The following is a 16,951-nucleotide window of genomic DNA, read 5'->3' as shown; positions in this document are numbered from 1 at the left end:
ACTGTAAAAGTGACGGACAGTTATGCAGGTATCATATAGGCTGCGACGGGATCGCCTGTTATAGCGAAGGGGTGTAGACGCACCCGCAGAGGTTCATACTGCGAGGTATGGATAAAGTGAAGTGGTAACACGGGTACAGACCTGTCTTCTCAGTTTGAGAAGATGGGTTTTTTTATGATGGAAGGAGAATAAAGATGGAAAAGAAAAAGTTTTATATGACCACTGCCATTGCTTATGCATCAGGCAAACCACATATCGGTAACACATACGAGATCATTCTGGCAGATGCCATTGCCCGCTATAAGAGAGCACAGGGCTATGATGTGTTTTTACAGACAGGTACTGATGAACATGGCCAGAAGATCGAACTGAAGGCAGAAGAAGCCGGCATTACACCAAAAGAATATGTAGACAAAGTAGCAGGAGAGATCAAGAGAATCTGGGATCTGGTGGATACTTCTTATGATAAGTTTATCCGTACCACAGATGAAGACCATGAAAAACAGGTTCAGAAGATCTTCAAGAAGATGTATGACAAGGGAGATATCTACAAGGGATATTATGAAGGAATGTACTGTACACCTTGTGAATCTTTCTTTACAGAATCTCAGCTGGTAGACGGCAAATGTCCGGACTGCGGCCGTGAAGTAACACCTGCCAAGGAAGAAGCATACTTCTTCAAAATGAGCAAATACGCAGACAGACTGATTGAACATATCAACACTCATCCGGAATTCATTCAGCCGGTATCCAGAAAGAATGAGATGATGAACAACTTCCTGCTTCCGGGTCTGCAGGATCTGTGTGTATCCAGAACCTCCTTCAAATGGGGTATTCCGGTAGACTTTGATCCAAAGCATGTCACCTATGTATGGCTGGATGCGCTGACCAACTACATCACCGGTATCGGTTATGACTGCGACGGCAACAGCACCGAGCAGTTCAAGAAAGACTGGCCGGCAGACCTGCATCTGATCGGTAAGGATATTATTCGTTTCCATACGATTTACTGGCCGATTTTCCTGATGTCACTGGATCTGCCACTGCCAAAGCAGGTATTTGGACATCCATGGCTGCTGCAGGGTGATGGTAAGATGAGTAAGTCTAAGGGAAATGTCATCTATGCAGATGATCTGGTAGACTTTTTTGGTGTGGATGCAGTACGTTACTTCGTACTTCATGAAATGCCATTTGAAAACGATGGTGTAATTACCTGGGAGCTGATGGTAGAACGTCTGAATTCCGATCTGGCTAATACATTAGGAAACCTGGTAAACAGAACCATCTCCATGTCTAACAAATATTTTGGCGGCGTCGTTGCAGATAAGGGCGTGACAGAGCCGGTAGATGAAGAACTGAAGGCAGTTGCACTGGCTGCACCGGGTAAAGTAACGGATAAGATGGAACAGCTTCGTGTGGCAGATGCTATCAGCGAGATTTTTGTACTGTTCAAACGCTGCAACAAATACATCGATGAGACCATGCCATGGGCACTGGCTAAGGACGAAAGCAAGCAGGATCGTCTGGCCACAGTTCTGTACAATCTGGTAGAGAGCATTGCCATCGGTGCAGAACTTCTGGAATCCTTTATGCCGGGAACCTCTAAGAAGATTCTGGCACAGCTGAATGCACAGAAGAGAGGCCTGGAGCAGATGAATCAGTTTGGTCTCTATGAAAGCGGCAATAAAGTTACAGACAAACCGGAGATTCTTTTCGCAAGACTGGATCTGAAAGAGGTTATGGAAAAAGTAGAAGTACTCCAGGCAGCTCAGAAGGCAGCTTCCGGACAAAAGGAAGAGCCAGAAGAACCAGTGATTGATATTGAACCAAAAGCTGAGATCACTTTTGAAGACTTTGAAAAAATGCAGTTCCAGGTTGGTGAAATCATTGCCTGTGAACCGGTGAAGAAGTCCAAAAAGCTTCTTTGCAGTCAAGTGAAGATCGGAAGCCAGATAAAACAGATCGTATCCGGCATCAAGGCACATTACAGTGCAGAAGAGATGGTTGGAAAGAAGGTTATGGTACTGGTGAATCTGAAACCTGCAAAACTGGCAGGTGTACTGTCAGAAGGTATGATTCTCTGTGCAGAAGACGAGAACGGAGAACTGGCACTGATGGTACCGGAAAAGAAGATGCCTGCAGGTGCAGAGATCTGTTAACACAAAGTTAGGAGCATTACATGATATTTGATACTCATGCCCATTACGATGATGAGGCATTTGACGAAGACCGCGACGAGCTTCTGAAAAGTATGCAGTCCGGAGGCATAGGACGCATTGTGAATGTGGGAGCCAGCCTTCGCGGTGTACAGGCAACGTATGATCTGATGCGGAAATACGACTTTATCTACGGTGCGCTTGGTGTGCACCCGGATGAAGTCGGTGAGTTAAATGAAGAGAAGATGCAGTGGCTGAAGGGGTTATTGTCCCATGAAAAGGCAGTAGCGGTAGGCGAAATAGGGTTAGACTATTACTGGGATAAAGAGTCCCATGAGATCCAGAAAAAGTGGTTTGCAGAGCAACTGCATCTGGCACTGGAATGTAATCTCCCGGTAAATATCCACAGCCGTGAAGCGGCGCAGGACACCTTTGATTTGATGAAGGCTGAACATGCCGGAAAAACGGGATTTGCCGGAGGAATTATCCACTGCTATTCCGGGTCTGTGGAGATGGCAAGAGAATACAGGAAACAGGGTTATTATATTGGGGTCGGTGGCGTGGTAACGTTCAAAAATGCCAGAGTGTTAAAAGAAGTCGTGGCAGATACACCGATAGACCGCATCGTAACAGAGACGGACTGCCCGTATCTGGCGCCGGTGCCGAACCGCGGTAAGCGGAATTCTTCTCTGAATCTGCCATATGTGATACAGGCAATCGCAGACCTGAAAGGTTTATCTGCGGAAGAAGTAGAGCAGGCAACCTGGGAGAATGCATGTAGAGTGTATCAGCTGTGAAAGGAAAATATATGGAATTAAACGAAAAATTATCGAATCCACAAAAGACCATAGAGGTGATTCAGAAGTATGAATTTACCTTTCAGAAGAAGTTCGGCCAGAACTTTCTGATTGACAGCCATGTCTTAAATAAGATCATTGCGTCAGCAGATATCACGAAGGATGATTTTGTGCTGGAGATCGGACCGGGCATCGGAACTATGACGCAGTATCTGGCAGAGGCAGCAGGGCATGTGCTGGCAGTGGAGATCGACAAGACGCTGATCCCGATCCTTCATGAGACACTTTCTGCTTACGATAATGTGGAAGTGATCAACGAAGATGTTCTGAAGCTGGATATCTGTAAAATTGTGGAAGAAAAGAATGGTGGAAAGCCGGTAAAAGTAGTGGCGAATCTTCCATATTATATCACTACACCGATTATTATGGGACTTCTGGAATCTCATGTGCCGGTGGAGAGTATTACAGTTATGGTGCAGAAGGAAGTGGCTATGCGTATGCAGGCCGGTCCGGGAACAAAGGATTACGGTGCTTTATCACTGGCGGTGCAGTATTACTGTGAGCCATATATTGCAGCCAATGTTCCGCCAAACTGTTTTATGCCAAGACCGAAGGTGGGCAGCACGGTCATTCGCCTGACCCGTTACAGCAAGCCGCCGGTAACCACGGAAAATGAACAATTGATGTTCCGCCTGATCCGGGCATCCTTTAACCAGCGTAGAAAGACACTGGCAAACGGACTGAATAATGCACCGGATCTGCACTATACCAAGGATCAGATTGCCCAGGCAATTGAAACATTAGGCGTGTCAGCCAGCATCCGGGGGGAAGCGTTGACACTGCAGCAGTTTGCAAAATTAGCCGATATACTCAGTTGAGTATATCGGCAGAATTGCAGAGGTATTTTTAAAATGGAGGTGTTGCAATGAAGAAGATCGAATTTACCTATCCGTCCCACGATGGAAAGACACAGATTCATGCGATCTGCTGGGAGCCAGAGGAAAAGCCGGTGGCTGTACTTCAGATTTCCCATGGAATGGTAGAGTACATAAACCGCTATGATGAATTTGCTGCGTTTTTGGCGAAACAGGGCTATGCAGTAGTGGGGAACGATCATCTGGGACACGGAAAGTCTGTACAGGATGATTCCTGGCTGGGTTATTTTACAGAAAAAGAAGGCAATAAAGTGGTGCTGCGAGACATTCACCGTCTGCGTCTGATGACAGAGAAACGCTTCCCGGATGTACCATATTTTATTCTGGGACACAGTATGGGATCTTTCCTGGTGCGTCAGTATCTCTGCCTTCATGGAAAAGGCCTGACCGGAGCAATCATCATGGGAACCGGTCATCAGCCGCGGATTGCGACTGCATTTGGCATGGCGTTATGTAAATGCATGGCGCTGTTTACAGGCTGGAATTACCGCAGTTTTCTGGTAGATGCCATGGCATTTGGCGGCTACAACCGCAAATTCGGCTCCTTAAAGGGCAGAGAATGGCTTAGCCGGAATGAAGAAAATGTCAGTGCATACCTGAAAGATCCACTCTGCACGTATCGTTTTACTTTAAATGGATACTATAATCTCTTTTACAGCATCCACATGTTGAGCGAAGAAGAGATACTAAAGAAAATGCCGAAGAATCTTCCGGTTTTTCTGGTAGCAGGAGAAGATGACCCGGTAGGAAATGCAGGAAAGAGCGTAAAGAAAGTATATGAACAGTTCAAGAGACTGGGAATGAAAGACGTGACGATAAAGCTCTATCCGAAAGACCGGCATGAGATTCTGAATGAAGTAGACCGGGAAGATGTTTATCAGGATATTTTCCACTGGTTAGAATATATGAGAGCATAAAAAATGGTGTTGGACGAGCAAGGTCCAACACTATTTTTTTAATGAGTCTTTAAGTAATTCAAAAACCGCTTGGCGGCACCGATAGCCGGACGATTGATTAACTGAGTCAGGTAAATCTTACGTACAAACGCAGTACCTGTATCAGGAAGAGGAACAATTTGTAAATTGAAATTTTCCAATGCCTGGACTTTAGGAACAATCCCATAACCAAGACCATGTGATACCAGAGAAGCAATGCTTTCTTCATCTGGTGCACGATAAACATAGGTGGGTTGGATATCTTGCTGTACCAGTGCGGTATGAATTTCATGATGGGCAGCGGCGGTTTGCTGAAATCCAATCAGGTTTTGAGCCAGAATATCATTCCATGTGGTTGGAACTTGTGCACCTGGAGGACATAATAACACATATGGCTCTGATATAAGTTCTGTCTGAATAAGTTCTGGATCATCCTGTTTAGAGCAGATAATATAGTCAAAATATCCTTCTTTCAGCATGGGAATAAGCTTGCTGGTATTATTCGTTGTAAAATCGATTTTTAAAAGATGATTTTCGGGGAGAGCGAGAAAATCATGTATCAGTCTTGGCAAATAATCATAAAGAACAGGAACAAGACAGCCGATGCGTATCTGTAAATTGCGGTCAGCAGATAATGATTGCATATGCAATTCAGCATCACGTACCTCTCTTAAAATTTTTTTAACATGAACCAAGAACTGTTCGCCTTCATTGCTTAAAAGCAGTCTGTGACCAATTCGGTTAAATAATTCAACATTTAATTCTTTTTCAAGATTGGAAAGAGCAATACTTAAACTTGGCTGAGAAATATGAAGCAGTTTAGCTGCTCGTCCCATATTCTGTGTTTCTGTTATTTTCTCAAAATACAATAACTGATTTAATGTCATATAATCCCTCTTTGTCTCTAAAAGTTAATATAAATAAACTATGATAAACTAAATTTTATATATTGGATTTATTATACAATACTGCACTATAATTTAAAACAAGAAAAGGACAAAATGATACAAAAAAAGAAACAAACAAAAAAGAAAAATATACAAAGAGACGAAATGGAGGACGATATGAAGTTTAGCATGTGTACAGCAGTGTACGGAATGAATGATTTACAGGATACCATCAATCGTGCAGCAAAGATCGGATTTGATGGCGTAGAAATTACGACAGCATTTCATCTGCCAGTGGGAAGTTCGAAAGAATATCGCAAAACAGTAAAGTCATGGATTGAAGATGCAGGATTGGAATGCAGCGGATTACATTACATTTTTGACGGAAGTGTGAAGCTTGCAACTCCAGACAGGAATCTGAATCAGAAGTGTGAAGAATACCTGGAAAAAGTAATCGATGTAGCTGCTGATGTAAATGCCAGAACCGTGATTATTGGGAGTGGCGGTGCAACAAGACATATCGATGATGGCGTTGACCGTCTGGAAGCAACGAAATGTATGGCGGATGTAATTCATAAAGCTGGTAAATACGCAGCAGAAAAGAACGTGGTACTTGCAGTGGAAGCCATTAATCGCTATGAAACCAATTTCTTGAATACAATGAAAGAAGCAACAGAGTTTGCACAGATGGTGGACCATCCGAGTGTTCGGACAATGGCAGATACCTATCATATGAATATTGAAGAAGTAGTGCCTGAAGAAGAAGTGAGAAAATATGGTCATATGCTTGCCAATCTGCATCTTGCTGATTCTAACAGACATGCACCGGGAACAGGTCATTTTGATTTTAAGGCAGTAGCAAAAGCATTGAAAGAAATCGGATTTGAGCAGTATTGCTCTTTTGAGGTATTCGGACTTTATCCATGGAAACTCTGGTTTGATTCTGTAGAAGAAGCGGACAGACAGATGAAAATCGGGATTGCGCATGCACATGCTGCTTTTGATAATCTTTAAAAGAACAGGAGTGTAGGAATGAGAGAAGTAAAATTACTGGCACCAAGAGAATTAAAACTGGTGGAAACAGAAAAAAAAATTCAGGTAACGGATAAAACAGTGAAAGTAGATGTCAAAGCCTGTGGAATCTGTGGAAGCGACCTTGCTTTATACAATGGGAGAAGAGATCTGACAAATGAACATTACTTTGGACATGAGTTTTCAGGAATCATCACAGATCCAGGACTTGGAAAAAACGGAATTCAAAAAGGAATGCGTGTAGCAAGTGAACTGGTAAAGGGATGCGGAATATGCTGGTTTTGCAGAAATGGTCTTCAGAATTATTGTAAAAGTTTGAATTATGCGCTACTTCCTGGAGGATTTTCCGAGGAAACGCTGGTTACAAATGAGGATACCTATAGTTTCCTCAGCCCAATTCCAGAGGAACTGGATGATATTACAGCAACACTTCTGGAACCGGCAAACTGTGCCTTTCATGTGGCAATGAAAGCAAATGTGAAACCGGGAGATACCGTACTGGTATTCGGACTGGGCGCGATCGGTCTGATTGCTGCCATGATCTTAAAAACACTGGGTGCAGGCATAATAATTGGCGCTGACCGCAGTCAGAAAAGAATCGAACAGATGAGAAAAACAGGTTTATTCGATGTGATCAATACAGCAGATGCAGATTGGCTGGATCAGGTAAAAGAAATGACTGCTAAAGAAGGTGTAGACATTGTGGTAGAAGCAACAGGAGCACCTGTAGTCCTTTCTGAAGCATTCAAAGCAGCAAGAACCGGTGGAAGAATCGTTGTTGCCAGTGTCTATTTTGGAGCCGTAGATCAGTTTGAACCATTACCGATTATGAGAAAGGAACTTACGATTGTTGGTTCCAAAGGACCGGCACCACAGTTAAAGGCAGATGGAACATCTGCTGTGGTAGATAAAGTTCTTCAGTTAAAACCAGACCTGGAGAAAATCATAACAGTTTATGATTATAAAGATGCAATCCAGGCATTTGAAGATGCGAGAAGCGGTGCAGCAATAAAAGCAGTTGTAAAATTCTAAATCAAATAGAGTGAAAAAGGAGACAGGAAAATGACAAAAAAAGAATATGTACAGAAATATGGTGGAAAATTCAGTATCAGTGGTGGAGAAACCTGGACTATGCCAAACGGTCACGTTGTTCATTTCGCACTGAATCCAAAGATGGGATGCCGCGGAGCAAATATCGCAGTTGGTTTTCATGAACCAGGAAAAGAATTTGCTCCACACAAACATCCAATTTCAGAAGAAATTCTGATCATCCATTCAGGAGAGGGAGAATGCTATTTATATGACAAATGGATTCCGGTAAAAGCGGGGGATATCGTTTATGCACCTCCAGGTGTACTCCATGGAACCAGAAATCCGGAAGGAAATACAGAAGCTTTTGTAACACTTGGAATTGCAACACCGCCACAGTTGGATCTTTACATGAGAGCCGGTTACGATGTATTAGATGATGATAAAACAGAATATGTTGGAGAATACACAGAATAAGGAGGAATAAGAGATGTTTTTTGATCATTATACAGAGGAATTAAAGAAAACGTTAGATTACATTGATAGAAGTGATATTGAAAAATTACTTGGGATGTTAGAGGAAGCAAGAGAAAACGGAAAACATGTTTTCATACTTGGAAATGGTGGAAGTGCAGCAGCAGCTTCTCACTGGGTATGTGATTTTGGAAAAGGCATTAATATTGCTGATTCAAAAAGAATCAAAATCTTTGCACCATCCGATAACAGTTCTATCTTTTCTGCATATGGAAATGATAATGCATATGATCAGACCATGGTTGAGCAGTTGAAAAATTTCCTTCAGCCGGATGACCTGGTAATCTCTCTTTCTGTATCAGGAAATTCAGGCAATCTGGTTGAGAGCCATAAGTATGCGAAAGAAGTTGGAGCAAAAACAGTAAGCATTATTGGAGACTATAACGGAAAACTAAAAGATTTATCAGATTTCACGATCTTAATTCACTCTAAGAATTATGGTGTAGTGGAAGATATTCATATTATTCTGGAACATGCAATTTCTCAGCAGATGAAAGCCATGATTAAACAGGCAGTATAATCGGAGTGATACATATGTATATTGGAGCTTTTGATATTGGAGGAACAAAAACAATTGTTGCTCTGGCAGATGAGATGGGAAAGATCTATGAGAAAAAACAATTTCCGACAAATACTACGAATTGCTTCAGCCATTTAGATGATTGTGTAAGAATTTTTTCGGAATTTCTGAAAAAAAGAGATCTTACAACGGATCAGATCAATGGAGTGGGGGTAAATCTTCCCGGGATTGTAGACAGAAAAAAAGGAATCCTGTTAAAAGCTGTCTATGCAGGATGGCATGAGATTCCGGTGAAGGATTATTTACAAAAAAAATTGCAGATCAGCAAAATTGTCTGTGAGAATGATGTAAATGCCTGTGCGGAAGCAGAATTGTTATTTGGGCTTGGAAAGAAATATCACAATTTTGCATGGATGACGGTATCAACGGGCGTTGGTGGAGCAGTTGTCTGTGATGGAAAATTAATTCGTGGAGCCCATGGATATGCAGGTGAATTTGGTCATTTGAAAGTGGAATATGATAATCCGGCAAACTGTCCATGTGGAGAAAACGGATGCCTGGAAGCACAAGGGTCTGGTACTGCAATCAGCAGATATATTAAGGAAGCTTCTGACAGAAAGAAATTCTCAACAACAGAAGAAGTAGTGTCAGGTGTGCAGTGTGCGGAACTGGCGAGAAATGGAGAACAGACAGCTTTAGAAATTTACCGAAAGGCAGGAGAATATCTTGGCAGAGGGATTTCCTATTATGTAAACATTCTGGATCCGGAAGCAATCATCATAGGTGGAGGTGTAGCAGCAGCCTTTGATATTGTGAAATCAGAGATACGCAATGCAATTGGAAGATACACATTTTCTCCTATGAAAGATGTGATTGTAACAACGACTCCACTTGGATATGAAGCTGCATTAATGGGGGCAATTGCAATTGTGATTGCAGAAGAAAGTGAGGATAAATAATATGGAACGATTAAAAGCAGCCGTAATAGGAATTGGGTTTATTGGAGCAGCCCATGTGGAAGCACTGAGAAGAATTCCATATGTAGATGTTGTAGCAATTGTGGATGGCATAGGAATAGAAGAAAAAGCTGCACGTCTTGGAATACCGGCATATTTTTCAGACTACAAAGAAATGATTGAAAAATGCAAACCAGATTGTGTCCATATTTGTACACCAAATCATACGCATATGGAAATTGCATTATATGCTTTTTCAAAAGGCGTGAATGTGGTCTGTGAAAAGCCAATGGCAAGAAATGCAGAAGAAGCAAAAATCATGGTGGAGGCTGCAAAGAAGAGTGGACTGGTAAATGCGGTTAACTTCCATAACCGTTATTATCCAATTCCGTATCAGATGAGAAATATGGTAAAGAATGGTGAAATCGGAGATGTGTTTGCAGTTCAGGGAGGATACTTACAGGACTGGTTGCAGTTTGATACTGATTTTAGCTGGAAAATATTATCTGATAAATGTGGAAAAACACGTGCAACAGCAGATCTGGGTTCACACTGGATTGATCTTGCAGAGTATGTGACAGGTCAGAAAGTAAAAGAAGTTTTTGCAGAGTTTAAAACAATCTACCCAACCAGAAAACAGGAGACATCTGAAGGCGTAAAAGAAGTATCGATTGATACCGAAGATTTTTCTTATATCATGCTCAGATTTGATAATGGAGCAGTTGGAAGCGCTTCTTTTTCAGCAGTCTTTTCAGGAAAAAAGAATCAGACTGTTTTACAGGTCGCAGGTACGAAAAAATCTCTGGAATGGGATAATGAAAAAGTAAATGATCTGCTGATTGGTAACAGAAACGAAGCGAATGCGTTGCTTACAAAGGACCCGTCTCTGGCTGACGCGGATACGGCGTCGATTATCAGTTATCCAGCAGGTCATGCAGAAGGATTCCCGGATGCATTTAAGCAGAATTTCAATGCGATTTATAATGCGATACGTGGAATTCAGCCGGCTAATCCATTCGCAACATTTGAAGATGGACTTCATATGATGCAGATCTGTGATAAAATATATGAGAGTGCACATACCGGACGCTGGGTGGCAATTAATTAGAAATTGCAGAATGGAGAGAAGATGAAAATTGGTATTGTAACAAATATGCTGCAGGATAAATCTCTGGAAGAAGTACTGAAGTATTTAAAAAGTGTTGGTATCCAGATGATTGAGCCTGGCTGTGGCGGATTCGCAGGAAAATCCCATGTTAATCCGGCAAAACTGCTGGCAGATCCTGAAGCATTGGAAGAGTTTAAAAATACAGTTCAAAAATATGATATGGAAATCAGCGCACTGTCCTGTCATGGAAATCCAATTCATCCTGATAAAGAAAAAGCAGAAGCATATCATATGGATATGAAAAATGCAGTTCTTCTGGCTGAAAAACTGGGGATTGATACCATAACTTGTTTCTCTGGCTGCGCAGGAGATTCACCGGATGCGAAATATCCAAACTGGGTAACATGCTCCTGGCCAGATGAATATCTAGAGGTATTGAAGTATCAGTGGGATGAAGAACTGATTCCATACTGGAGAAAATTTGTTCCATTTGCAAGAGAACACAGCGTTACTAAAATTGCATTGGAACTGCATCCGGGCTTTATGGTTTATAATGTGGATACATTAAAGAGACTGCGCAGTGCAGTTGGTCCGGAGATTGGTATGAATTTTGATCCAAGTCATTTACTGTGGCAGGGAATGGATCCGGTGGCAGTGATTCGTGCATGTGAAGGAATGGTTTATCATGTACACGCAAAAGATGTACGAATTGATAAATATAACACTGCGGTAAATGGTGTCCTGGATACCAAGCACTACAGTGATGAAGCGCACAGATCATGGATTTTCAGGACAGTTGGATATGGAAATGAAGCAGATTACTGGAAAGATATTTTTTCTGCACTGCGAAAAATCGGATATGATTATGTAATCAGTATCGAACATGAAGACAGCCTGATGAATCGGTTTGAAGGTCTGGAAAAAGCTGTCGATATGGTGAAACAGTGTGGAATATTTGAAGACAGATCTGGTATGTGGTGGGCTTAAAAACAAGCAATGTAAAGGAGAGGCACAATGAAGAAGGTATTAGACAAAATCGACTTTGTCATTCGCTGGATTGAAAATATCGTCTGCGGCACAACGTTATTTGCAGTTGTATGCATCGCATCTGCAAGTGTCATAGCACGTTATATTTTCCAGACAGGTTTTTTATGGGCGGATGAAGTGAATCAGGCATTGCTGGTAGCGATGGGAATGTTTGGAAGTGCGCGTGCCGTTCGAATGGACGGACATACAGAATTTACAACACTTTCCAGCAAACCAAAGTCAAAAGCAGTACGAATTGGTATTCGTGCAGTATTTATGACAATTACAATCGGATTTCTTATATTTTTATTTGTAAATTCTATGAAATATACCAGCAGCGGAACGATGTTAAGTACAGCACTTAAGATTCCGAGAAAGTATTATTATATGTCGATTCCAATGGGGTTTGGTTTAATGATATATGAATATATCAGAGCAATTAACAGGAAAGTACTGAACGATCCTGAAAAACAGGAAGAATAGGAGGAAAAACAATGGGAGAAACAATGGGATTAATAATTGCAATATTAGTTGTACTTACATTTGTGTTTATTCTTTCTGGAATACCAATATATGTATCATTATTGATTACAGGTGTATTAAGTCTTGCGACATTATCGATAAGTACAGGAACACCAATGGCAACACTTGCTGTATCGCAGTCAATTTTTAATGGAATAGGCAGTACCACACTTCTGGCAATTCCGTTTTTTATGCTCGCGGGAGAGATTATGAACCGGGGTGGAATTACAGAGAAGCTGATTAAATTTGCAATGCTTCTGATCGGACGTCTCCCTGGAAGTCTTGCTCACGCAGGAATTGTATCCAGTATGTTCTTCGGAGGTATCACAGGATCTGCACAGGCGTGTTCATCCTGTATGGGAGGAATCCTGATTCCGGCAATGAAGAAAGAAGGATATCCGACGGAAGAAGCAGTTGGAGTAATCGCAGGAGCGTCTACCTGTGGCCCGATTATTCCTCCTAGTATCATAATGGTTGTATATGCAACAGCAGTCGGTGCATCGGTTGGTTCCATGTTTATGGGAGGAATTGTACCAGGAATTTTATGTGGACTGGTACTTATGGTAGTAGTGCTTCTCAGAGACCGGGTAGTTCATTTCCCGCGCAGAACTGAGAAGATGGAAAAAAGTGAGATCAAGAAAACCATTATCGATGGAATTATTCCACTGGGAATGCCGCTTATCGTTGTAGGTGGAATCATGGGAGGAATTATGACTCCTACAGAAGCCGGAGCAATTTCAGTTGTATACAGTTTACTTGTAAGTCTTTTCATTACCAGAACCATCAAAGTGAAAGAGATTGGTCCGATTTTATTACAGGCAGTCAACAGTGCAGCACCATTATTACTGATTATTGCATGTGCAAAAGTATTCAGCTATGGCTTAACAGCTTTGCAGATGCCGGTTATAGTAAACAACCTGATTTTATCCGTAACACATAACAAATATGTATTCCTGTTATTAGTGAATGTTCTGCTGATTATCATGGGAATGTTCATGGATGGTGGAGCTTCTGTTATTATTCTGGCACCAATTCTGGCACCGGTAGCAAGCTCTATGGGAATCAGCCTGGTTCACTTTGGTGTAGTGATGGCATTTAACCTGACAATCGGAAATATTACTCCTCCGCTTGGATATTGCATGTTTATCACTGCGAAAATCGGAAAAATTCCAGTGGAAAAGGCGATTAAAGGAACAATGCCATATATGATTGCGGAGATACTGGTATTACTTGCAATTACATATATACCATTTCTGGTAACTTTTGTTCCGACGATGTTAGGATTAGCTGTTTAATGTGAAAAATGCTGAGCGCATAAAAAATAAAACAAAAAGAAGAGGAGATTTACCATGAACAAGAAGAAAATGATCGCAACACTTTGTACCGCAACGATGGCAGCAGCAATGGCAGCAGTACCGGCCTTTGCAGATGGAGAAGTAACTGTAAAGTATTCTGTTACTTTTCCGGCAACAGGAGTTCAGGCTGATGGAGCAAATGTTCTTGGAGAGTTAATCTCAGAATGCTCTGATGGAAGAATGAAAATGGAATTTTATCCATCTTCTCAGCTGGGCGATAAAGCTTCTACATTTGAAGGACTTGGAATTGGAACAATTGAAATGACAGAATGTGCAGCAACAGATTTATCTGCTTTTAATGACATGTGGTCTGTATTTTCCCTTCCATATTTATGGGAAAGTGGAACACAGGCAGTGAATACAGTAATGGATGATGAGGTGAAAGCGTACCTTGAAGCGGATGCAGAGAGTCATGGATTTGTAATCATCGCATGGACCGATATCGGAAGCCGCAGCGTTTTAAACAGCAAACATGCAGTTCAGACACCGGAAGATCTGAAAGGCCTGAAGCTTCGCTGTATGGAAGATGCAGTTCTTGCAAATTCCGTAAATGCAATGGGAGCAATTGGTACGCCGATGGCATCCAGTGAAATATATACAGCACTTCAGCAGGGCACTATCGACGGACTGGATCATACTCCATCTGTTATTGCAGCAAATGGATGGCAGGAATTATGTAAATACTTCTCCCTGACAGAACATTTCACCATTCCAGATCCGGTATTTGTAAGTAAGGCATGGTTTGATAACTTATCAGAAGAAAACCAGAATGCGATTCTGGAAGCTGGAGAAAAATTCACAGACAAATGGAATAATGAATTATGGCCGGCAGCAACAGATGAAGGATTGAAAGTAATGGAAGAGGCTGGTGTTGAAATTTTAGAAGTAGACAAGAGTCTGTTCAAGGCAACTACTGATCCTGTTGTAGAAGAATTCCTTAGCAATGCAAGCGATGGACAGAAAGAACTGTATGATTTATTAACACGCGTTCGTGAAAACTATTAAAAACAGAATTGGATGAAAGAAAAGGCGGGAGAAATCCCGCCTTTGCAGGTAGAAAAAATGAAATTAGGCGGATTTGGAACACTGAAGGATTATGAAGATATAAAGAACAGTGGATATGATTTTGCAGAACTGGATTTACCGGAGATCACAGAGTTAAGTGATGAGAAATTTGAAAAACTGAGACAGCTTATTGAAGACAAAAAATATCCGGTACTGACTGGAACAAGGCTATTCCCGATTGCTGTTCCGTATTTTTTTACGGATCAATATGATAAGAAAAAAATGCAGGAATATTTAGAAAAATGCTGCATGCGGGCAGAAAAACTTGGAATAACAAAAATTATTCTGGGAAATGGAAAAGCTAGGCGGCTTCCAAGGGAGAAGAGCCAGAAAGAGGAAGATCTGTTTATTCAGGTGATCCGGACGATTGCTGAAATAGCAGGGAAATATCATCTGGAACTCATCATTGAACCTCTGGGTCCCAGATATTCCAATTATTTAAATACAATAGCAGAAACAGTGGAATGCATTGAAAAAACGGGATGTAAAAATGTGTATACCATGGCAGATTTAAGACATATGATTGCATCTGGTGAGTCATTTCAAAATATTGTGAAATACCGAAAAATGATTCATCATATACATATAGATTACCCGCTTTCCTATCCAAACAGAGATTATCCAAGTATCGGGGATGATTATGATTATAGCGAGTTCTTAAATGCAATACATGACGCTTTTTATAATGATACGTTAACTGTAGAAGCCGACGTGCCAGAAAATTGGAAAGCAGCTTATAAGCAGGCAGTAGAGTGCATAAAGAAGTATGGAAAATTTGATGAATAAAGAGTGAATTGATTTACGCAAAACTTATAGGATTTTTTTGGCGGAAAGCAGCGGACACACATTGCAAAAAGCGGATCTATATGCTAGAATGCAGATAGAAGAGGAGGGGATTTTATGATTAAAATTAATCCTTACAGACCGGGCGCTGGTTTGAAACCGATGTATATTGCAGGAAGAGATGATGACATTCATGATGCAGAGCAGACATTCACTGCATTGACGATGGGCATCCCTGTAAGATCTATGATTTACAGTGGACTGCGTGGTGTTGGTAAAACAGTGTTGATAAATAAACTGGAGGAAATTGCAGGTGAACAGAATGTATTTTACAAACATATAGAGGTGGAAGAAAAAAATGATTTTATTTCACAGATTGCAGAATGTTCACAGGCTTTTTTAAGAGAAGTCAGTGCAAAAGAGAAGTTCAAACATTTGATAAAGAAGCCTTTAGAAGCGATAAAATCTCTGGTGATTTCTTTTAATCCAAATGATACTACGTTTTCGTTATCAGTACAGGATCGTGAATTGTATTTATCTAATAATTTAACACAAAGCCTGACAGATGTTTTTACTACGATTGGGGAAACTGCGCAAAAAGCAGAAACAGCGATATGTTTTTTTATTGACGAAATCCAATATATGAAGCAGGAACAATTAGGTTCGTTGATTGCAGCATTACACAGGACAAATCAATTGGGATATCCGCTTATGGTGATAGGAGCCGGTCTTCCAAAGATATATAAAATGTTATCAGACGAAAAATCTTATTCGGAAAGATTATTTATGTATAAGCAAATAGGCTCCCTGACATTGGAACAATCAAAAAAAGCAATAGAAGAGCCGGCAAAAAAGTTTAACGTGAATTATACAGAAGAAGCGGTAGAGAAAATTGTAGAAATAACGAAAGGTTATCCGTTTTTTATTCAACAGCTATGTCAGGTGGTTTATAAGAACATAAATAAAGATTTGATAGATGAAAAGGATGTAGAAAATAATATCGATGAATTTTTAGAGATATTAGATAATGGGTTCTTTAAAGCAAGATATGAAAGATGCGCACAAAGTGATAAGAAATTTATTTTTGCAATGGTGAAATGCGGGGAATTACCATGTACGATTTCTAATGTGGCAAACAACCTTGGGAAGGATGTCAGCTCCATATCTACGACAAGAGCGCAATTGATTAATAAAGGAATTATTTATCCGGTACGATATAAAGAACTTGATTTTACGGTTCCGGAATTTTCAGGATTTATTCAAAGACTGGATGAGTATAAGCAATGGATAACGATGTAATAGAAGAAAAGG

General features: G+C 40.9%; 16 protein-coding genes and 1 pseudogene. 16 read left to right on the top strand and 1 reads right to left on the bottom strand.

Annotation, left to right across the window (positions count from 1 at the left end):
- Positions 1 to 173: 173 nt before the first annotated feature.
- The 4 genes and pseudogenes from metG to H8716_RS07635 form a co-directional block, all read left to right on the top strand.
- Positions 174 to 2,159: pseudogene (metG, locus tag H8716_RS07650) on the top strand (methionine--tRNA ligase); the annotation flags it as partial.
- A 20-nt stretch (positions 2,160 to 2,179) separates the two neighbouring features.
- Positions 2,180 to 2,953, top strand: a complete 774-nt coding sequence (locus H8716_RS07645; protein WP_249307979.1) for a TatD family hydrolase — start codon at positions 2,180 to 2,182, stop codon at positions 2,951 to 2,953.
- Positions 2,954 to 2,964: 11 nt separating this feature from the next.
- Positions 2,965 to 3,831 (top strand): 16S rRNA (adenine(1518)-N(6)/adenine(1519)-N(6))-dimethyltransferase RsmA, encoded by an 867-nt coding sequence (rsmA, locus tag H8716_RS07640; protein WP_249307978.1) that lies wholly within the window; start codon positions 2,965 to 2,967, stop codon positions 3,829 to 3,831.
- Between the two features lie 47 nt (positions 3,832 to 3,878).
- Positions 3,879 to 4,805, top strand: a complete 927-nt coding sequence (locus H8716_RS07635) for an alpha/beta fold hydrolase (RefSeq protein ID WP_249307977.1) — start codon at positions 3,879 to 3,881, stop codon at positions 4,803 to 4,805.
- Between the two features lie 38 nt (positions 4,806 to 4,843).
- Here the strand turns inward: H8716_RS07635 and H8716_RS07630 are convergent, their stop codons facing one another.
- Positions 4,844 to 5,710, bottom strand: a complete 867-nt coding sequence (locus H8716_RS07630) for a LysR family transcriptional regulator (RefSeq protein WP_249307976.1) — start codon at positions 5,708 to 5,710, stop codon at positions 4,844 to 4,846.
- 177 nt (positions 5,711 to 5,887) lie between these two features.
- Here H8716_RS07630 and H8716_RS07625 point away from each other — a divergent pair, with 177 nt between their 5' ends.
- From H8716_RS07625 to H8716_RS07570, 12 genes are all read left to right on the top strand, one after another.
- Positions 5,888 to 6,724 (top strand): sugar phosphate isomerase/epimerase family protein, encoded by an 837-nt coding sequence (locus H8716_RS07625; protein WP_249307975.1) that lies wholly within the window; start codon positions 5,888 to 5,890, stop codon positions 6,722 to 6,724.
- 18 nt (positions 6,725 to 6,742) lie between these two features.
- Positions 6,743 to 7,774, top strand: a complete 1,032-nt coding sequence (locus H8716_RS07620; RefSeq protein ID WP_249307974.1) for a zinc-dependent alcohol dehydrogenase — start codon at positions 6,743 to 6,745, stop codon at positions 7,772 to 7,774.
- 30 nt (positions 7,775 to 7,804) lie between these two features.
- The gene (locus H8716_RS07615; RefSeq protein ID WP_249307973.1) at positions 7,805 to 8,248 is read left to right on the top strand and encodes a cupin domain-containing protein; all 444 of its coding nucleotides are present in this window, start codon (positions 7,805 to 7,807) and stop codon (positions 8,246 to 8,248) included.
- A gap of 13 nt (positions 8,249 to 8,261) precedes the next feature.
- Positions 8,262 to 8,825 (top strand): SIS domain-containing protein, encoded by a 564-nt coding sequence (locus H8716_RS07610; protein WP_249307972.1) that lies wholly within the window; start codon positions 8,262 to 8,264, stop codon positions 8,823 to 8,825.
- 14 nt (positions 8,826 to 8,839) lie between these two features.
- A complete protein-coding gene (locus H8716_RS07605) occupies positions 8,840 to 9,784 on the top strand; it encodes an ROK family protein (protein ID WP_249307971.1) in 945 nt (314 codons plus the stop codon).
- Position 9,785: 1 nt separating this feature from the next.
- A complete protein-coding gene (locus tag H8716_RS07600; RefSeq protein ID WP_249307970.1) occupies positions 9,786 to 10,889 on the top strand; it encodes a Gfo/Idh/MocA family protein in 1,104 nt (367 codons plus the stop codon).
- Positions 10,890 to 10,910: 21 nt separating this feature from the next.
- Complete coding sequence (locus H8716_RS07595; RefSeq protein ID WP_249307969.1) at positions 10,911 to 11,876, top strand: sugar phosphate isomerase/epimerase family protein; 966 nt, start codon at positions 10,911 to 10,913, stop codon at positions 11,874 to 11,876.
- Positions 11,877 to 11,903: 27 nt separating this feature from the next.
- The gene (locus H8716_RS07590) at positions 11,904 to 12,398 is read left to right on the top strand and encodes a TRAP transporter small permease (RefSeq protein ID WP_249307968.1); all 495 of its coding nucleotides are present in this window, start codon (positions 11,904 to 11,906) and stop codon (positions 12,396 to 12,398) included.
- A gap of 11 nt (positions 12,399 to 12,409) precedes the next feature.
- Positions 12,410 to 13,732, top strand: coding sequence for a TRAP transporter large permease (locus H8716_RS07585; RefSeq protein ID WP_249307967.1), 1,323 nt, complete (start codon positions 12,410 to 12,412; stop codon positions 13,730 to 13,732).
- A gap of 54 nt (positions 13,733 to 13,786) precedes the next feature.
- Positions 13,787 to 14,797: a TRAP transporter substrate-binding protein gene (locus tag H8716_RS07580; RefSeq protein ID WP_249307966.1), complete on the top strand. Its 1,011-nt coding sequence runs from the start codon at positions 13,787 to 13,789 to the stop codon at positions 14,795 to 14,797.
- A 57-nt stretch (positions 14,798 to 14,854) separates the two neighbouring features.
- Complete coding sequence (locus H8716_RS07575; RefSeq protein ID WP_249307965.1) at positions 14,855 to 15,643, top strand: sugar phosphate isomerase/epimerase family protein; 789 nt, start codon at positions 14,855 to 14,857, stop codon at positions 15,641 to 15,643.
- A 114-nt stretch (positions 15,644 to 15,757) separates the two neighbouring features.
- Complete coding sequence (locus tag H8716_RS07570) at positions 15,758 to 16,939, top strand: AAA family ATPase (RefSeq protein WP_249307964.1); 1,182 nt, start codon at positions 15,758 to 15,760, stop codon at positions 16,937 to 16,939.
- Positions 16,940 to 16,951: the final 12 nt, after the last annotated feature.

The sequence above is a fragment of the Jingyaoa shaoxingensis genome, assembly GCF_014385005.1.
Lineage (GTDB): Bacteria > Bacillota > Clostridia > Lachnospirales > Lachnospiraceae > Marvinbryantia > Marvinbryantia shaoxingensis.
Note: the sequence above shows the minus strand (reverse complement) of the source record. Positions and strands in the feature narration are given on the sequence as shown.

Bases quoted from the DNA above. Each gene is read 5' to 3' on its own strand.
- H8716_RS07645 (WP_249307979.1), top strand. From the start codon at position 2,180: ATGATATTTGATACTCATGCCCATTACGATGATGAGGCATTTGACGAA.
- rsmA (WP_249307978.1), top strand. From the start codon at position 2,965: ATGGAATTAAACGAAAAATTATCGAATCCACAAAAGACCATAGAGGTG.
- H8716_RS07635 (WP_249307977.1), top strand. From the start codon at position 3,879: ATGAAGAAGATCGAATTTACCTATCCGTCCCACGATGGAAAGACACAG.
- H8716_RS07630 (WP_249307976.1), bottom strand. From the start codon at position 5,710: ATGACATTAAATCAGTTATTGTATTTTGAGAAAATAACAGAAACACAG.
- H8716_RS07625 (WP_249307975.1), top strand. From the start codon at position 5,888: ATGAAGTTTAGCATGTGTACAGCAGTGTACGGAATGAATGATTTACAG.
- H8716_RS07620 (WP_249307974.1), top strand. From the start codon at position 6,743: ATGAGAGAAGTAAAATTACTGGCACCAAGAGAATTAAAACTGGTGGAA.
- H8716_RS07615 (WP_249307973.1), top strand. From the start codon at position 7,805: ATGACAAAAAAAGAATATGTACAGAAATATGGTGGAAAATTCAGTATC.
- H8716_RS07610 (WP_249307972.1), top strand. From the start codon at position 8,262: ATGTTTTTTGATCATTATACAGAGGAATTAAAGAAAACGTTAGATTAC.
- H8716_RS07605 (WP_249307971.1), top strand. From the start codon at position 8,840: ATGTATATTGGAGCTTTTGATATTGGAGGAACAAAAACAATTGTTGCT.
- H8716_RS07600 (WP_249307970.1), top strand. From the start codon at position 9,786: ATGGAACGATTAAAAGCAGCCGTAATAGGAATTGGGTTTATTGGAGCA.
- H8716_RS07595 (WP_249307969.1), top strand. From the start codon at position 10,911: ATGAAAATTGGTATTGTAACAAATATGCTGCAGGATAAATCTCTGGAA.
- H8716_RS07590 (WP_249307968.1), top strand. From the start codon at position 11,904: ATGAAGAAGGTATTAGACAAAATCGACTTTGTCATTCGCTGGATTGAA.
- H8716_RS07585 (WP_249307967.1), top strand. From the start codon at position 12,410: ATGGGAGAAACAATGGGATTAATAATTGCAATATTAGTTGTACTTACA.
- H8716_RS07580 (WP_249307966.1), top strand. From the start codon at position 13,787: ATGAACAAGAAGAAAATGATCGCAACACTTTGTACCGCAACGATGGCA.
- H8716_RS07575 (WP_249307965.1), top strand. From the start codon at position 14,855: ATGAAATTAGGCGGATTTGGAACACTGAAGGATTATGAAGATATAAAG.
- H8716_RS07570 (WP_249307964.1), top strand. From the start codon at position 15,758: ATGATTAAAATTAATCCTTACAGACCGGGCGCTGGTTTGAAACCGATG.